Source organism: Granulicella sp. L60 (genome assembly GCF_009765825.1).
Classification (GTDB): Bacteria; Acidobacteriota; Terriglobia; order Terriglobales; family Acidobacteriaceae; genus Edaphobacter.
Genome location: NZ_LMUR01000015.1, coordinates 391130 through 405880, shown reverse-complemented (window position 1 = coordinate 405880; position 14751 = coordinate 391130). Strand labels below are relative to the sequence as shown.

Below are 14751 nucleotides of genomic sequence, written 5' to 3'. Positions count from 1 at the left end.
CTGTTGTTTGTCGAGCCTGCTTGAATGACCCAGCGTTTCCTGATCATCTGCATGCAAATCGAAGACGCCGGAGCGGTTAGCTTGAGGTCGTGCCACCACCCCATATCGAGTTCTGGCCAGACATCGACTGCGCGGCTGGCAGAGAATCGACGCTCGCCATCGCGTTCACATTCGCAACAGCGTTCGAACCTGTCCCCGTCCCTCCAGTCCCCCCAGAATCGCTCGCCGGCGTCTCCACCGAAGTCAGTCCCTGGTTGATCGAGATCAGCTGCTGCAGGCTGTTCACTCCAACCAGCTGAGTGATATAAGCGTTCGGGTCCGTCGGCTGTGTCGGATCCTGATTCTGAAGCTCGCTCACCAGCAGCGTAAGAAAATCGTTCGCTGTGATAGTCGATGAGTCGCTGGCGGCACCGGACGCCGGAGCGCCGCCTGCCGCCGCCTTGGCCGTCACCGTCTTTGGAGACAGCGACGAGGCGACCGCCTTGGCCGCCGCCGGCTTTGGTGTTGAAATCGAATTGATCTGCTGCATGTCCATCGTTCTCTCTCCTTGTTGAGTGCTTCTATGAATTCATCTCGTTTGACTGGGTCAAGCACGCACGCTCAACCAGCTTCCACCCTCTGCATACGTCGCGTTGGACGGTAGTCCGTCTTCACCATCTCCATCCCAACTCCGTTGGCCCGTCGTCTCACCCGCACGACCCGAAGCCGCTCGTCCAAAACCCTGCTGCTGTCCCCCGGCGCTAGCCGCTTGGCCATCGCCTGCATCTCCATTCCTTGGGACGGAACCTCGAAACTCTCCTCCTGCCGTCGTCGGCGTATTAACGACGACCATATTTACGGCAACCTTCTCCTGGTGCAGATACGCCGTCAAAGCTGGAAGCTCCCGATGCAGCATCTCCTGCCCCGCAGCCGTGGCGGTAGAGACCGATGCATTCACCACGCCGCTGTCAGTCATCTCCGCACGCACCTTCAACCAGCCATGGGTTCCGTTCTGCACGCCGATCTCAAGCGCAGTCGGCGTTGCCTCGAACGTCTTCGGAGCTCCATCCATCGACCCAGCCGTTACCGCCGAAGACCCATCCGATCCAGCACTCATCGTCCCAGGGTTCGTCCCGTGTGCAGCGGCGCCTCCAATAGGCAACTTCGCGAAACTTGCATCCGCGGGCACTCCCGCAGGCGAAAGCATCGTCGTCCCAAACTCGGAAGACGTCCCACCCCCCGCTCCCATCGCATGCATTGCTGCCGCGACGGCAGTCTGCGCCTTACCATCCGTCTCGACACCCAACGTTGTCGAAGGTTGTGTCGCATTCAACTTCGAAGCCTCTGCTTGTCCATCCGGCATAGCTGCCGCAGGCGCGCCCATCTCGTTTGCAACGACGTTGCTTCCGCCTCCTTGAGTGTCGCTCCCGGATGAAGAAGCCGAAGGCGTCTGAATCGATGCTTCTCCTGATCCAGCAGACAACTGAACCGGCTTGCTCGCAGCAGATACACCGTCGTCACGCCCACTCTCCGGCGCCTTCGCGACCACGCTCGCTGGAGCGCCATTGACCGCAGGAGCGGGCGATATAGCTGGTGCCGGAGCCTGGACAGAAGGTTGCGCACTCAACTTCGTCTCGCCTCCACTCGTCTTCAATCCCGTCTCTGTTGCCTTATGCCCCGCTTTAGTCGCCGAACTCTCTTTTGTCTTCCCGGTCTTCTTTACCGGTCCTGTCTCATCAGCCTTCGCAGGTGCGGCACCTTCTTTTTTCTGAACAACGACAACTTCCTCGTTCTTCGAGATCAAAGTCTGCTTCTGGGTCGAGGAGTCTGTAGTCGGCGTAGGAGCCGTCCCAGCCGGGTCCCCGTCCACAGGAGCTTTCGGTTCTCCATGCTGGGAGACCTCAGCCATCTCTGCTGTACTCTCCACCTCCGGCCCATCATGCCCGGTAACCTCGACGCCCTTCATCAAACTGCCGTTCTGCGACTCCACCTTAAAGTCAGAGACTTGCACAACATTCTTTCTCGTCGTCTCAGTCTTCCCACCTTCTCCGACGGCACCTTCGTCTACAACTGCCTTGATCTTTCCTTCGCCCGCAGGTGTAGTCTCTCCAACAGTCTTTGTCGCGTCCCCCTGCACGCCGCGATGTTCGACAGCCTCGCCATCATGGATGCCTCCTCCAGCTATCCCGGTGCTGTTGCTAACGTTCTCATCAAAGCTCTGAGCAAACGAAGCAATCTCCGACCCTCCACGCTCAGATGACGACGTTCGTACACCGGCCTGCTCCGTATTCCCCGTCAATAAAATTGCCGCACTCATCATCTCGATCCCTCGTCCATCTCCGGCAGCGAGTGCAACTGCACTCCACACGCCAAACTCAACACCCGCGTCATTAGCACGTCTTCATCTGCCGATCTGCCCGTATCCGTTCCTGTTCGTCGGTCCATCGTCTACGAGCCAGAAACCTGTCGTCGGAAGTTCCCTGCGCACGCCTCTGCTCTTCGATGTCGACTCGTTCCGCGATATCTTCCATCACGCGTTTGATCTGTTCTCTCTTCAACTTGCTCGCGACATACTGCTCCCTGGCCGCATCGTTCAACGCCTCGCGCTCCCGCCGAAGTTGTTCCAACCGCTCCGTTCGCCACGCGGAGGTCTCCTGCTGGGTCTCGGCCATCACGCGTCCCAGGCAATCTTCGTCAACTAACGCAACCCGTCCCTCCAGCCGTGCCGCAGCCGCAGCCTCCTCCTCTACTGAGATCGCGACCTGCGTCTCGCGAACCGCGGCCGTCATCCGCTGCAGCTCTGCCGCATGCATCTCTTCAACAAGCGCATACAAATTCACCATTCGTCGCAAGGTAGCCAGGCGCGGCTGCATCGTTATAGCTCCATCTTGCGCAATCGCTCTACACTGTCCTGCATCGTCACGCGCTCCTCGCTTCTCTGCTCCAGAAACTCCCGCAGCACGGGCATCGCCTGCATCGCTCGGTCAAGATCTTCATCCGTGCCCGCCTTATAAGCTCCAATCCGAATCAGATCCTCCGAACGCGCATGCGCCGCCAGCAATCTGCGCACCGTCGCCGCCTTGGCGCGATGTTCCGCCGTAGTCACAGCGGGCATCAACCGGCTCAGCGAATCCAGCACATTCACCGGCGGATACCATCCTGCGGCTGCCATCGAGCGCGACAGAACCACATGCCCATCCAGCAGCGATCGAACCGCATCCACCACCGGGTCCTGTTGATCGTCGCCCTCCATCAGCACCGTATAGAACGCCGTGATACTTCCGTTCCGAAAGTTTCCCGCACGCTCCACCAACTTCGCCAATCGCGCAAACACCGAAGGCGTATACCCCTTGCTCGCCGGCGGCTCTCCCGCTGCCAGCCCAACCTCTCTCGCCGCCATCGCATACCGCGTCAGCGAATCCAGCACAAGCAGCACATGCTTCCCACGCGCGGCATAGAACTCCGCCACCGACGTAGCCGCCATCGCAGCCCTCATCCTCAGCAGCGGACTCTGGTCCGACGTCGACACCAACACCACCGATCGCCTCCGTCCCTCCTCGCCCAGCGAATCCTCCACAAACTCCCGCACTTCGCGTCCACGCTCACCCACCAGCCCAACCACCGTAAGATCCGCCGCAGTATTTCTCGTCATCATTCCGATCAGCGTGCTCTTACCCACGCCCGATCCGCCAAAGATTCCTACCCGCTGCCCGCGTCCCACCGTCAACATTCCATCCAGCACACGCAACCCCGTCTGCAGCGGATCCTTAATCGGCTCCCGCTCCATCGGATTCGGCAGTGCTCCATCCAGCGGCCACACCTGACCTGCACCCAGCGCCGGCAGTCCATCCAGCGGCGCACCCAGTGCATCGACGATCCTGCCCTCCATCTCTCGTCCCACTGCGATTCCCGGCCTCACCCCCATCGCCAGCACGGCATCGCCATAGCGAATTCCCTGCGTTGCCTCAAGCGGCATCGCAAGCACATGCCTGCCCCGAAATCCGATCACCTCCGCACGATGTCTTCGCCCCTCGCCATCGACGATCTCGCAGCACTCGCCCACCGAACACAGCGGCCCCTCTGCTTCAATCGTCTGTCCATTCGCCTCAACCACCCGTCCGCTCCACCGCCACGACGGCCTAACCTCAAGCTGCCTCAGATAAGGCGCAAGATCCCCGCGACTGGCCCCCTCCATACTGTGCATGTCTCGCATCACGCGGGCCTCTGCTGTAACAGGTCGAAGAAGCCTCGTTCAATCTCATCGAGCTGCGCACTCACGCCCAGCTCCACCGTGCCGACATTCGTATCCAGCACACACTCCCCTGCGCTCAACCGCTTATCTCCAGCAACCTGCAATGTCGCATCCGTGTCCATCGCAAAGACCGCGCTCCACATCCCCAACTCTTCCGCAGGCACACGCAACACGGTCGCACTTCCCTTCGCAAGCTTGTCCAGAGCAACCCTCACCACGCCAGCCAACAAGAGAGGATCAAGCTTCGCCTCGCGATGAAGTACACGCTTTGCAATAGCCAGCGAGAGCTTCACCAGCTCCGCCTCCACCTCGGCAAAGTACCTTCTTCGTTCCCTCTGAAAATCATCGTTCGCCTTGAGCAGCAACGTTCGCTCCTCCGCGATCCTCTCTTCCAACTCCTGTTCCCACTCCTGCCTGGCCTCAGACCTCGCCTCACTTCGCGCCGTCTCCAGCAGCACTCTCGCCTCTTCGGCCTGAGCTTTGAGACGGCCATCAAACATCTCCATCTCCTCCTTCACCCGAACCTCCGGCTTCACCGTCAAGACCTCTTCCACCACGTCCTCATCGACATGCTCGTAGTCCAGCGACACAAACTCCAGCCGCGACACTGTCTGCGTGCCCGGAGGCAACAACCTGGCCGCGACTCCAGCTCCAGCACCCCTACCGTTTGCACTCTCATACGGCGAGATCATCGTCGGCCTCCATCTTCAGCATCATCTTTCCTTCACTCTCAAGCTGCCTCGCCAACGCCAGCAGCTCCTGCTGCGCCGCGCCCACATCTCGCATACGCACCGGCCCCATCACCTCCATGTCCTCCTTCATCATCTCCACCGCGCGCGAGCTCATCGCTTTGAACAGATGAGCCTTCACGTTGTCTTTTCCACCCTTCAGCGCCATCGCCAACACCTTCTTGTCCGCTGCACTCACAAACTCACGAATGCTCTCCGGTGGCACCGTCAGCAGATCTTCGAACGTGAACATAAGCTCGCGAATTCCAATCGCAACCTTTGGCTCATTCTGTTCAATCTCCTCCAGAATCCCTCTGCTCTCCCCCTGATCCAGCCGGTTCAACAGTTCAGCAACGGCCCTGTAGCCCGAGTAAGACTTCCTTCCACTCGAACCCATCTTTTCCATTCGCTTATGCAGCGCCATCGCCACCGTCTGCGCCATCTCGGGCGAAAACTGCCGCATCTCCGCCAGGCGCCGCACCACATCCACCCGCATCGCGCCCTGCAGATTCATCAGCACCGTCGATCCTCGCTTCGCATCCAGATGAGCCAGAACCAGCGCCACCGTCTGTGAGTGCTCGTTCTCCAAAAACTTGCTCAGATGCTGCGCGTCCATATTCTGCAGCATCGCCATATCGCCGTTCGTACGTTCGCGAATCTTTTTAACCTGCAGCAGCAACTCCTCGGCCCTGGTCGCGCCGAACGCCTCGGTCAACAACCGCAGCGCATAGTCCGGCCCTCCCCGCACCATGTACTGCTGTGTCTCAAGCAGCCCGTAAAACTCCGTCAATACCTGCGTTAGCTGTGACGCCGGAACATCTCCCAGCCGTGTGATCTCCTCCGTCACCCGCTGCACATCTTTCTCCGAGAGACTCAGAAAGAGCACCTTCGCCAGCTCATCCCCGATCGCCACCATTAGGATCGCTGCCTTCCGCAACCCTGGAATATCGGCCGGGACAAATCCTGCTTCCGGTGTTAACAGCAGTGGATTCTGCCTCATCGCCTCTACACCCGACATCTGCATCGTTGTCCCCATTACGATCTCTCCTCCGCCGATCCGATCCATGCTTCAATCAATCTCGTACTCTGTCCTGGCTCCCGCCGGATATGCTCCGACACATGCTCAAAGATCCCCTGTTGCAACTGGTGCGTCTTAGTTCTTGCCCGTGGCAACACCTCTTCTTCAACATCGTTCCCCGCCGGCAGTGTGAACTCTTCCTGCCCATCAAATTCGCTGGGCGTCTGTATTCCAGCCGTCAACAACCTCGGCTCCTGCAGCGTCGCAGATACCTGTCGTGCCACCGGCCGCAGCACAAACAACACCAGCAGCACACCGCAGATTCCGATCATCAGCGTCCGCATCAACTCCGGCTGCGCATGCAGCAGCCCACTCATCTGCTCCATCGCCCTCTCCATCGCAGGCGGCTTTACCTCGGGAGCGTTCGTGCTGAAGCTCACGTTCTCCATCACCACCTGGTCTCCACGCCGCGCATCAAACCCAACCGCAGCCTGTGCCAGCTCCTCCAGCCGATGCATCTCCTCCGCGCTGCGCGGCTTCCACACCGCGTGTTCCAGTTTGCCCGTGCCTTCGATCACGCTGCGATCGTTCACCACCACCGCCGCCGATACCCTCCGCACCCTCCCCGGTCCTTGCTCGGAGTGAACCAGATGTTTTGTAACTCCGTAAGTACCATTCTCCTCATGCAGACTCTGTCCCACCCCCGAACCCTGCGCCGGATAGACAGGCAACGCCTGCTTTTGCAGCAGAGGCGGAGTTCCTGGAGCAGCTGCAGCCTGCGATCCCGCAACAGCTCCCTCCGGAGCGCCCGCAGGAGAATTACTCGCCGTCCCAGGCACACCCGAAGGCTGTCCCCGCACCGCTGAAGTCTGTTCACTCTTCTGCATACTCAGCGTCGCCACTTCGCTCGGGTCGTAGACCTCGTCCGTCCGCTCTTCGCTTCCCTCGTCGTAGCTCACATTCACCGTAGCCCGCACATTGTCGTGTCCTGCCAATGGCTCCAGCATCGCCACCAGCTTCGCCTCCATCGCCTGCTGCGCGTCCGCCTCCGCCGCACTGGCCGAACGCGGCCTGAAGTTCATCCGTCCATCCGCATCCACCAACGTCACCTGGTCCACGCTCAGGTTCTCAACCGACCCCGCCACCAGACTGCGAATCGCATCCGCCTGTTCAGGATCGAGCGCCGCACGTTTCAGCTTCAACACCACCGACGCCTTCGCCACCTTCTCTTCCGCCGTAAACAACGAAGGCTGCGGCAACACCAGATGCACCCTCGCCGACTTCACCACGCCCAGCGTCTCAATCGTGTGTTCCAGCTCTCCCTCAAGCGCCCGCTGATAGTTCACGCGCTCATCAAACTCACTCCCCACCCAGTTCGGCTTGTCGAACAGTTCAAACCCCAGTCTTCCCGTCTGCGGCATTCCCTTCGCAGCCACCTCCATCCGAGCCTTATCCAACATGTCTGCCGGCACCTGAACCCCGCCGCCATCGGTCGTCGTCTCATAAGGAATCCCCGCCGCCGCCAGCTCCTGCGACACTTGCTGAACATCCTTGCCATCCAGCCCGCTGAATAGCACCCTCCAATCCGGCCGTCCCGCGTACCACGCCATCCCGGCACACATCGCCGCCAGAAATACCACCGATGCGATCAGCCACGTCCGCTTGCCCTGCGGCATCGCCATCAGCCGCTCCCGCAACGTCGAAGCCATCGCCATCGCTCTGCCTACCGGCGTACTATCGCCGTTCTGTCCCACCTTCTGAATCCCCGCTCCTGCCTGTACTGTCTCTGCCATCTCGCCTCAGCGTTTCTGTGAAGTCACAAATCGTTAAAACTGCATGCTCATCATCTGTTGGTATGCGCCGACTGCTTTATTGCGCACCTGCAACGCCAGCTCAAACGCAATATTCGCCTTCTGAGTCGCAATCATAGCGTCGTGAATCTCCACACCGGATCCGTTCAACAAACCCGTCACCGCCTCCGAAGCCTTCTGATCCAGCGCACCCGTCTGCTGCACCATCGTCTGCAGCACGCCCGCAAACGGCACGCCCGAGCCACCACCCGTACTCGTAGCCCCAACTCCGGCGTCACTCAAAAATCCGTCGTCAACCGTTCCAACATTAAACCCACTCGGCATCGTCAAACCAGTCAATGCTGTCACAATCGCTCCCCTACCTCAGTCCATCTCGTGCTACACACTGCATTTTTATTTCAGAAGATCCAGCGACGTCGAAACCATGCTCTTCTCTGCCGTAATCGCCGAAGCATTCAGCCCGTACGAACGCGTCGCGCCCATCAAATCCACCATCTCGGTCAGCGGATTGATGTCGGGATACGACACAAACCCGTCCGGCCCTGCATCCGGATGCTGCGGGTCATACCGCTGCAACGGCGCACTCGCATCGCTGATCACACTCGTCACCGCAACTCCTCCAGGCGTCGGATCGGCAGCCGTCAAACCGCTACTCAAACCTCCCAACCCGCCTGTAAACGCGCTGCGAAGACCACTCCGAAAAGTCGTACCCGCTCCACCGTTCATCTCGCTCGCCAGAGACTGCTCGAAGCTCCCACCGCCCTGCGCTTCAAAGACCACATGATGTCTCTGATACGGCCCGCCCTCTGGAGTCCGCGTCGTCTCGGCGTTCGCCATGTTCGACGCCACCACCTCCGCCCGCACTCGCTCTGCCTTCAACGCCGAAGCACTCACATCCATTACGCCAAAGAGGTTCATAGTTATTTCGAATCCATATGAATTGCGCTCATCAGACCGGAGAATTCACCCTTCAACAGTTGCTCGCCTAGCTTGAACTGAAGCTGCGACTTCGCCAGTTGGATACTTTCGCGATCGATCGAAATATTGTTTCCATCCGGACGCGCCACCAGCCCATCCACATCTTCCACCGGCGCCTGCATCCCCTCCAGCGCCGCCGCGCCGCCGCCATCATGCAACTGCCGCGCAAACTCCTGTTCAAAGTCGAATCCCTGCGTCTTATATCCGGGCGTATCTACGTTGGCCATGTTGCTTGCCGTCACCTGCATCTGCTGACTCGTCAGATCCAGATACCGTCCCAGTGCATCGCTCATCGCTGTCGTCGTCTGCATCGCCTGCACCTCCACGCATGCTGTAGATGCAGTCCTGCGGCCAAACAAAAGCGCCCTCGAATGAGAGCGCTCTTATACAAATCATCTTCAGGATTCTGTCCTGCCGGACGGGCCGCTTGCTCAGCGGTAGGTCACTCGTGACGCGTATACCGGTCAAGCAACCACCGACACCCAAGCTCCTCCCGCTGGTCGGAATTTTCATTGCCGAGCAACGCGAGGCCCATAGAAGATGATCCTGCCACGACAAGGTATACAAGTCACGAAGTGACCTCCCCACGAGTAGTGGGCCCGTCCGGCAGGACACCATCTTTACCCCCGAGTAGCCCTACGGAACCGAATCTCCTCTGCACCAATCTCCAGCCTGTCCCCCGCCAGAATCGCCGCACGCTCCAGCACATGCATCAGCTCCCGAACATTGCCCGGCCAGCTATGCTCATGCAGCCTCGCCTTCGCCTCCGCGCTCAACCGCTTCCGCGGCATCTCCTGCCCCATCTGCTCCAGGAAGTGTTCCGCCAGCTGCGCCATATCCTCCATCCTCTGACGAAGCGCCGGCACCTCCACCGGAAACACCGCGAGCCGATGATAAAGATCTAATCGAAACGTTCTCTCCGCCCCCACGCTCGACGCCAGCTTCTCCAACGGCTGATGCGTCGCCGTAACCACCCTCACATCCACCCGCACCGTCTCGTTATCGCCCACCCGCTGCAACTCGCCACACTCGAGAAACCGCAGCATCTTCGCCTGCAGCGCCATCGGCATCTCGCCAATCTCATCCAGAAACAGCGTCCCCCCATGCGCCGCTTCAATCCGTCCTGTACGCGACTGCACCGCCCCTGTAAACGCACCCCGCGTATGACCAAACAACTCCGCCTCCAGTAGAGCCTCAGGAATCGCCGCGCAGTTCAACACCGTAAAAGATCTCCCCGCGCGTGTACTCAGCCGATGCACAGCCCGCGCCACCACCTCTTTTCCCGTCCCCGTCTCACCTTCAATCAGCACCGTCGTCGAACGCGGCGCCACCAGCCGGATCAGCCTCGCCAACTCACGCATCGGCTCGCTCGTCCCCACCATCTCAGGCAACATCGCCTCCGCCCGAACCTCCGCCGCAACAAGCGACTCCGGTATCGCACGCAACACCTCGTCAACAGCATCTCTTCCCGACACCTCCCGCTGCCGAACAGGCGAGGTAGTCACCGCAGTGACCCGCACCGGAATCCGCGCTCCTACGCCAGATCCAGAACCAACACCAGACGTCGGCACCGAGACCGGAGCCGCCATCCACGCCGCCGTATCGTTCAACGGTGCATTCTGCGCCTCCCGCAGAGCATGCAAAAGCTCATTCCGTCTCGGGCTCCGCGCCCCTCCATCCGCTCCGCCGTCCACCCGCAGCAACTCCATCGCCGGATACATCATCCGGATCACCGTCGCAAACTCTCCCACCTCAAGATCCGGCAGCCAGCTATCCACCAGCAGCGCCTCGGACCGCGCATCCTCAAGCTGTGCCATCGCCTCCGCCCCACCCGCAGCCTCGCGCACCTGCCAACGCAGCCCGGTCAGCGAAGCTCGCAGCCTCTCCCGCAACGCCGCATCCGCACTCGCCAACACTACCGTCCGCGTCGCCGCCATCTCCATCATGTCTTCGTTCAACACCGCACCCCGTTCTGCACTCATCGCCTCTACCCCGCCCTCTCGTCGTCTCTATCCCGCATGCAATCCTGTAACATCGTCCGCATCGAACCCACGGTCTTGTTCAACCGCGCACACTCCAGCAGCGCCTCTCGAATCGCCTCGCGCATCGCCTCCGGCTCGCCGATCAGCTCTCCCATCGCCAACCGGCACTGCAGCACCGTCAGCGGCTGGCAGAGACCATGCAGCGCAACATCGATCCGTTCAACCAGATCCGCTTGCTCCACCCGCTCCACTGCCTCACGCACCGGCAAGCGCCGCACCAGCGGGATACGCCTCCACACGCGCCACCGTCCTGCGACCATCGCCCATCCGGTAGCCCTCGCCCCGCACCGTCTCAATCACAGAGCCCGCTGCCACATCCCCATCCACACTCGCCGCGCCCAGCTTCCTGCGCAGATAGTTCACATACACATCCACCACATTGGTCCCCGCATCAGGAGACATCTGCCACACCTCGCGCAGCAGCTCACTCCGCGTGCAGCACTGTCCACGCCTCATCAGCAAAAACTCCAGCAGGCTGAACTCCTTCACCGTAAGTTCCACCAACCGCCCGTTCCGCATCACCCTCCGGTCCATGCGGTTCAACTCCACATCGCCATGCCGCAACATCGGGTCTGCATACTGCTCACGTCGTCGCAGCAGCGCCCGGCAACGCGCCGTCAGCTCATGAAAGCTAAACGGCTTCAGCAGGCAGTCGTCCGCGCCAAGGTTCAAACACTTCACCCGCTCCTCCACCTGGCTTCGTCCCGTCAACACCAGCACCGCCGTCTCGTCGAAACGCCCGCGCATCTCCGCCAGTACCTCGGTGCCATCCTTCCGCGGCAGGCTCAGGTCGAGCACAATCAGATCCGGCCGATACTCCTCCGCATGCCTCAGGCCGGCTTCGCCATCGCCGACCCACGTCACATCATGTCCTTCAAGCTTCAAACCCTTTTGCAGAAACAACCCAAGTGCAGCGTCATCCTCAACGATCAGAACTCTCATCCCTCAAAATCCTCCAGTAGTCCAATTCACCCATTACCAACCATCGGTCACGTTACCAACGTGCAGGCGTGTAATTACCTTGGTGCATCGACAGCTCAATGACAAGTCATGTTTTGTATGATTTGCATAGACAATTTCAAAACGGGAATCGCACCGTACTTTCCTCTCATGCACGGAAGACATCGGAATATACCTAGCCACTATCTTTGAAGACAACACACGTAACACTTCAAGCACCCCCCGATATCCAGTCGAGCACTTAGTAGCAAATATATTTTTGCAATTCGCTTTTTATTCGCTACAATCAGGCGCATGGCTATCACGCGTCGGCAAAAAGAGGTCATCGACTTCCTCTCGAACTTCACCCAGAAGAACGGCTACTCTCCCTCCTACGAGGAGATCGCCAGCGGCCTCGGCCTCAGCTCTCTCGCCACCGTGCATAAACACATCACCAACCTCCAGAACAAAGGCCTGCTGCAGCGAGCGCACAACCGCAGCCGCTCCATCGACGTCCTTCCCGTCCGCAGCGGCAAAAAAGGCTCCGATCGCCTGCCTCTTCTCGGCCGCATCGCCGCCGGCAAACCCGTCGAGGCCATCGAGACCGCCGAGAGCATCTCCCTCAGCGACATCATCGGAAACCGCGAGGTCTTCGCCCTCGAAGTACGCGGCGACTCCATGCGCGACGAACACATCGTCTCCGGCGACTACGTCCTCGTCGAACGCACTCGCACCGCCCGCGAAGGCGAGATCATCGTCGCCCTGGTCGACGGCTCCGACGCCACCCTCAAGCGCTTCTACCGCGAAGGCAGCATGATCCGACTCCAACCCTCGAACAACGAGATGGCCCCCATCTACGCCCCTGCCGCAAACGTCAGCATTCAAGGCAAAGTCCTCGGCGTCCTCCGTAAATACGCCTGACCCATCCAATCCGCCACTATCGTTTCTATTGTTGTTGTTGTCGTTGCCCTTGCCTTTTCCGTTGCTCGCCCTTTTGTTTGTCATCCCCGTAGGGGATCTGCGGTTGTGGTTGTCGTTGTTTATCCCTTTTGTTTTGTCATCCCGTAGGGATCTGCTTTTGCACTTGCCATTGCCTACCTCCTTCATCCACAGAAAACAGAAAGAAGACCTCAACCGCAACGTGCACTCTCATCGCGTTGCGGAGTGAAACCCCACCCCGTTCATCCGCCTTTCACCCATCAGTAAACCCTCTCCTTTACGCTCAAATTTTAGACATCCCTGCTACTGACACCCTCCCCTCCCCGTCTAACATCCGCTCCACCAAACTTTTACCCACCCATACGGAACCACACCGCCACTTCTTGCGTAATCAAACTTCGAGACCAGTAACATAACCGATCTCATGGGAGCTATACCTTGGCGACACAGCGTAAAAACAAACGAAAACTCTGGCTCTGGTCAGGCCTAGCCGCCCTCATCGCCATCGTCGTTCTCGCCGTCGCCGTCACCGCCCACGGCAACACCACCAAGTTCGAGCCCTCCCAACTCGCCAAGGCCGAAAACGGAGATATAGCCCGCTCCGTCGTCGCCACCGGCAAGGTCCAGCCCATCACCAAGGTCGAGGTCAAATCCAAAGCCTCCGGCATCGTCACCAACCTCAACGTCGACATCAACGACCGCGTCCGCACCGGCCAGACCCTCGCCCAGCTCGACCAGATCGAGATCTTCGCCCAGGTCGCCGCCCAGAAGGCCACACTCGCTGCAGCCGAGTCGAACGCCCGCGCCGCCGCCGCATCCATCGACTACGACAAGGTCAACGCTGAAGCCCCCGACCTGCCCATGTACAAGCACACCTACGACCGCAATCTTGAGATGTCCAAAGACGGCGTCGTCTCCAAACAAGCTCTCGACGACGCCCAACAGAAGTACCTCGCCGCCGCCAACACTCGTGACAAAGCCGTCGCCCAGATCTCCGTCGACCAATCCAAGCTTCGCCAGGCCGAGGCCCAGGTCGCCCAGAACCAAGCCTCGCTCAAGCAGCTTAAAGAGCAGCTCAGCTACACCACCATCCAGTCCCCCATGGACGGAATCATCCTCTCCCGCGACGTAGAAAAAGGTGACGCCGTAAGCTCCATCCTCGTCCTCGGCTCCACCGCCACCCTCGTCATGACCGTAGGCGACACCAGCCAGGTCTACGTCCAGGGCAAGGTCGACGAGGCCGACATCGGCAAGGTCTATCTCGGCCAGCCTGCCCGCATCAAAGTCGAGTCCTTCAAGGACAAGACCTTCCTCGGCAAGGTCACGCGCATCGCTCCCCTCGGCGTCGAAAAAGACAACGTCACCACCTTCGAGGTTCGCGTCTCCATCGACAACCCCGGCGGCGAACTCAAAGCCAACATGACCGCCAACGCCGAGATCCTCATGGAAGAGCATAAAAACGTCCTCACCGTTCCCGAGCAGGCCGTCCTCTATGACAAAGACCGCAACGCCTCCGTCGAAGTCCCTGACCCCAAACAAAAGACTGGACGTCGTAAGATCGACATCAAAGCCGGCATCTCCAACGGCACCAAGACCGAGATCCTCGCCGGCCTAAAACCCGGAGACAACGTCATCCTGCAACAATAGTTCTGCCACCGAAAGACAGGCGACCAGTCCTGTAAACCCATCGAAGCCAGCGCATAAATACATCACCGGATGCACCACAGGCAGCATCGAAATCGTAGCCATCGCCTGAGCAAAGGAACTCCATGAACGCGAAAATGTTAGCCACCGCCGCCGTCCTCACCTTCGCCGCCACCGCTGCCCTCGCCGACAGCAACTTCGACCGCACCCTCAACGTCAGCGGCTCGCCTTCGGTCAATGTCTTCACCGGCTCCGGCTACATCCGCATCCATCCCGGCTCCGACAGCCAGGTCCACATCACCGGCCATCTCCACTCCAGTCACGGTTGGATGGGCGGAGGCAGCGACGGTGACTCCCGCATCCAGCAAATCATTGCGAATCCCCCCATCACGCAGAACGGCGGCGACATCACCATCGGCGA

At 59.9% G+C, this 14751-nt stretch carries 15 protein-coding genes and 1 pseudogene; 3 read left to right on the top strand and 13 right to left on the bottom strand.

Annotated elements, in window-relative coordinates; translation table 11 throughout:
• Positions 1 to 76: 76 nt before the first annotated feature.
• From GSQ82_RS08925 to GSQ82_RS08865, 13 genes are all read right to left on the bottom strand, one after another.
• Positions 77 to 529, bottom strand: coding sequence for a flagellar hook capping FlgD N-terminal domain-containing protein (locus tag GSQ82_RS08925; protein WP_158791925.1), 453 nt, complete (start codon positions 527 to 529; stop codon positions 77 to 79).
• A 57-nt stretch (positions 530 to 586) separates the two neighbouring features.
• Positions 587 to 2347, bottom strand: a complete 1761-nt coding sequence (locus GSQ82_RS08920) for a hypothetical protein (protein ID WP_158791924.1) — start codon at positions 2345 to 2347, stop codon at positions 587 to 589.
• Positions 2348 to 2369: 22 nt separating this feature from the next.
• Positions 2370 to 2852 (bottom strand): hypothetical protein, encoded by a 483-nt coding sequence (locus tag GSQ82_RS08915; RefSeq protein WP_158791923.1) that lies wholly within the window; start codon positions 2850 to 2852, stop codon positions 2370 to 2372.
• 2 nt (positions 2853 to 2854) lie between these two features.
• Complete coding sequence (locus GSQ82_RS08910) at positions 2855 to 4192, bottom strand: FliI/YscN family ATPase (RefSeq protein ID WP_371417183.1); 1338 nt, start codon at positions 4190 to 4192, stop codon at positions 2855 to 2857.
• Entirely contained in the window at positions 4192 to 4923 is a 732-nt protein-coding gene (locus GSQ82_RS08905) for a FliH/SctL family protein (RefSeq protein WP_158791922.1), read from the bottom strand. The genes GSQ82_RS08910 and GSQ82_RS08905 overlap by 1 nt, the downstream gene beginning before the upstream one ends.
• Entirely contained in the window at positions 4907 to 5995 is a 1089-nt protein-coding gene (gene fliG / locus GSQ82_RS08900; RefSeq protein ID WP_158791921.1) for a flagellar motor switch protein FliG, read from the bottom strand. Before fliG ends, GSQ82_RS08905 begins: the two co-directional genes overlap by 17 nt.
• Complete coding sequence (gene fliF / locus GSQ82_RS08895; RefSeq protein WP_158791920.1) at positions 5995 to 7770, bottom strand: flagellar basal-body MS-ring/collar protein FliF; 1776 nt, start codon at positions 7768 to 7770, stop codon at positions 5995 to 5997. The genes fliG and fliF overlap by 1 nt, the downstream gene beginning before the upstream one ends.
• A 33-nt stretch (positions 7771 to 7803) precedes the next feature.
• A complete protein-coding gene (fliE, locus tag GSQ82_RS08890; protein ID WP_254061519.1) occupies positions 7804 to 8136 on the bottom strand; it encodes a flagellar hook-basal body complex protein FliE in 333 nt (110 codons plus the stop codon).
• A gap of 45 nt (positions 8137 to 8181) precedes the next feature.
• Positions 8182 to 8706 carry a flagellar basal body rod protein FlgC gene (gene flgC, locus GSQ82_RS08885; RefSeq protein WP_158791919.1) on the bottom strand — a complete coding sequence of 175 codons (525 nt, stop codon included), beginning with the start codon at positions 8704 to 8706 and terminating at the stop codon, positions 8182 to 8184.
• Between the two features lie 2 nt (positions 8707 to 8708).
• Entirely contained in the window at positions 8709 to 9077 is a 369-nt protein-coding gene (flgB, locus tag GSQ82_RS08880) for a flagellar basal body rod protein FlgB (protein WP_158791918.1), read from the bottom strand.
• A 309-nt stretch (positions 9078 to 9386) separates the two neighbouring features.
• Positions 9387 to 10748 (bottom strand): sigma 54-interacting transcriptional regulator, encoded by a 1362-nt coding sequence (locus tag GSQ82_RS08875; protein ID WP_158791917.1) that lies wholly within the window; start codon positions 10746 to 10748, stop codon positions 9387 to 9389.
• Between the two features lie 5 nt (positions 10749 to 10753).
• Positions 10754 to 11026: a hypothetical protein gene (locus GSQ82_RS08870; RefSeq protein ID WP_158791916.1), complete on the bottom strand. Its 273-nt coding sequence runs from the start codon at positions 11024 to 11026 to the stop codon at positions 10754 to 10756.
• Positions 11004 to 11750, bottom strand: a complete 747-nt coding sequence (locus tag GSQ82_RS08865; RefSeq protein WP_158791915.1) for a response regulator transcription factor — start codon at positions 11748 to 11750, stop codon at positions 11004 to 11006. The genes GSQ82_RS08870 and GSQ82_RS08865 overlap by 23 nt, the downstream gene beginning before the upstream one ends.
• A 312-nt stretch (positions 11751 to 12062) precedes the next feature.
• Between GSQ82_RS08865 and lexA the strand changes: the two genes are divergently transcribed.
• The 3 genes and pseudogenes from lexA to GSQ82_RS25050 form a co-directional block, all read left to right on the top strand.
• Positions 12063 to 12668, top strand: a complete 606-nt coding sequence (gene lexA, locus GSQ82_RS08860; protein WP_158791914.1) for a transcriptional repressor LexA — start codon at positions 12063 to 12065, stop codon at positions 12666 to 12668.
• 456 nt (positions 12669 to 13124) lie between these two features.
• Complete coding sequence (locus tag GSQ82_RS08855; protein WP_158791913.1) at positions 13125 to 14333, top strand: efflux RND transporter periplasmic adaptor subunit; 1209 nt, start codon at positions 13125 to 13127, stop codon at positions 14331 to 14333.
• A gap of 122 nt (positions 14334 to 14455) precedes the next feature.
• Positions 14456 to 14751 (top strand): annotated as a pseudogene (locus GSQ82_RS25050) (hypothetical protein); the annotation flags it as partial.

Excerpts from the sequence above, each read along its gene's own strand:
- GSQ82_RS08925 (WP_158791925.1), bottom strand. The coding sequence starts at position 529 with ATGCAGCAGATCAATTCGATTTCAACACCAAAGCCGGCGGCGGCCAAG.
- GSQ82_RS08915 (WP_158791923.1), bottom strand. The coding sequence starts at position 2,852 with ATGCAGCCGCGCCTGGCTACCTTGCGACGAATGGTGAATTTGTATGCG.
- GSQ82_RS08910 (WP_371417183.1), bottom strand. The coding sequence starts at position 4,192 with ATGCGAGACATGCACAGTATGGAGGGGGCCAGTCGCGGGGATCTTGCG.
- GSQ82_RS08905 (WP_158791922.1), bottom strand. The coding sequence starts at position 4,923 with ATGATCTCGCCGTATGAGAGTGCAAACGGTAGGGGTGCTGGAGCTGGA.
- fliG (WP_158791921.1), bottom strand. The coding sequence starts at position 5,995 with ATGGGGACAACGATGCAGATGTCGGGTGTAGAGGCGATGAGGCAGAAT.
- fliF (WP_158791920.1), bottom strand. The coding sequence starts at position 7,770 with ATGGCAGAGACAGTACAGGCAGGAGCGGGGATTCAGAAGGTGGGACAG.
- flgC (WP_158791919.1), bottom strand. The coding sequence starts at position 8,706 with ATGAACCTCTTTGGCGTAATGGATGTGAGTGCTTCGGCGTTGAAGGCA.
- flgB (WP_158791918.1), bottom strand. The coding sequence starts at position 9,077 with ATGCAGACGACGACAGCGATGAGCGATGCACTGGGACGGTATCTGGAT.
- GSQ82_RS08875 (WP_158791917.1), bottom strand. The coding sequence starts at position 10,748 with ATGAGTGCAGAACGGGGTGCGGTGTTGAACGAAGACATGATGGAGATG.
- GSQ82_RS08865 (WP_158791915.1), bottom strand. The coding sequence starts at position 11,750 with ATGAGAGTTCTGATCGTTGAGGATGACGCTGCACTTGGGTTGTTTCTG.
- lexA (WP_158791914.1), top strand. The coding sequence starts at position 12,063 with ATGGCTATCACGCGTCGGCAAAAAGAGGTCATCGACTTCCTCTCGAAC.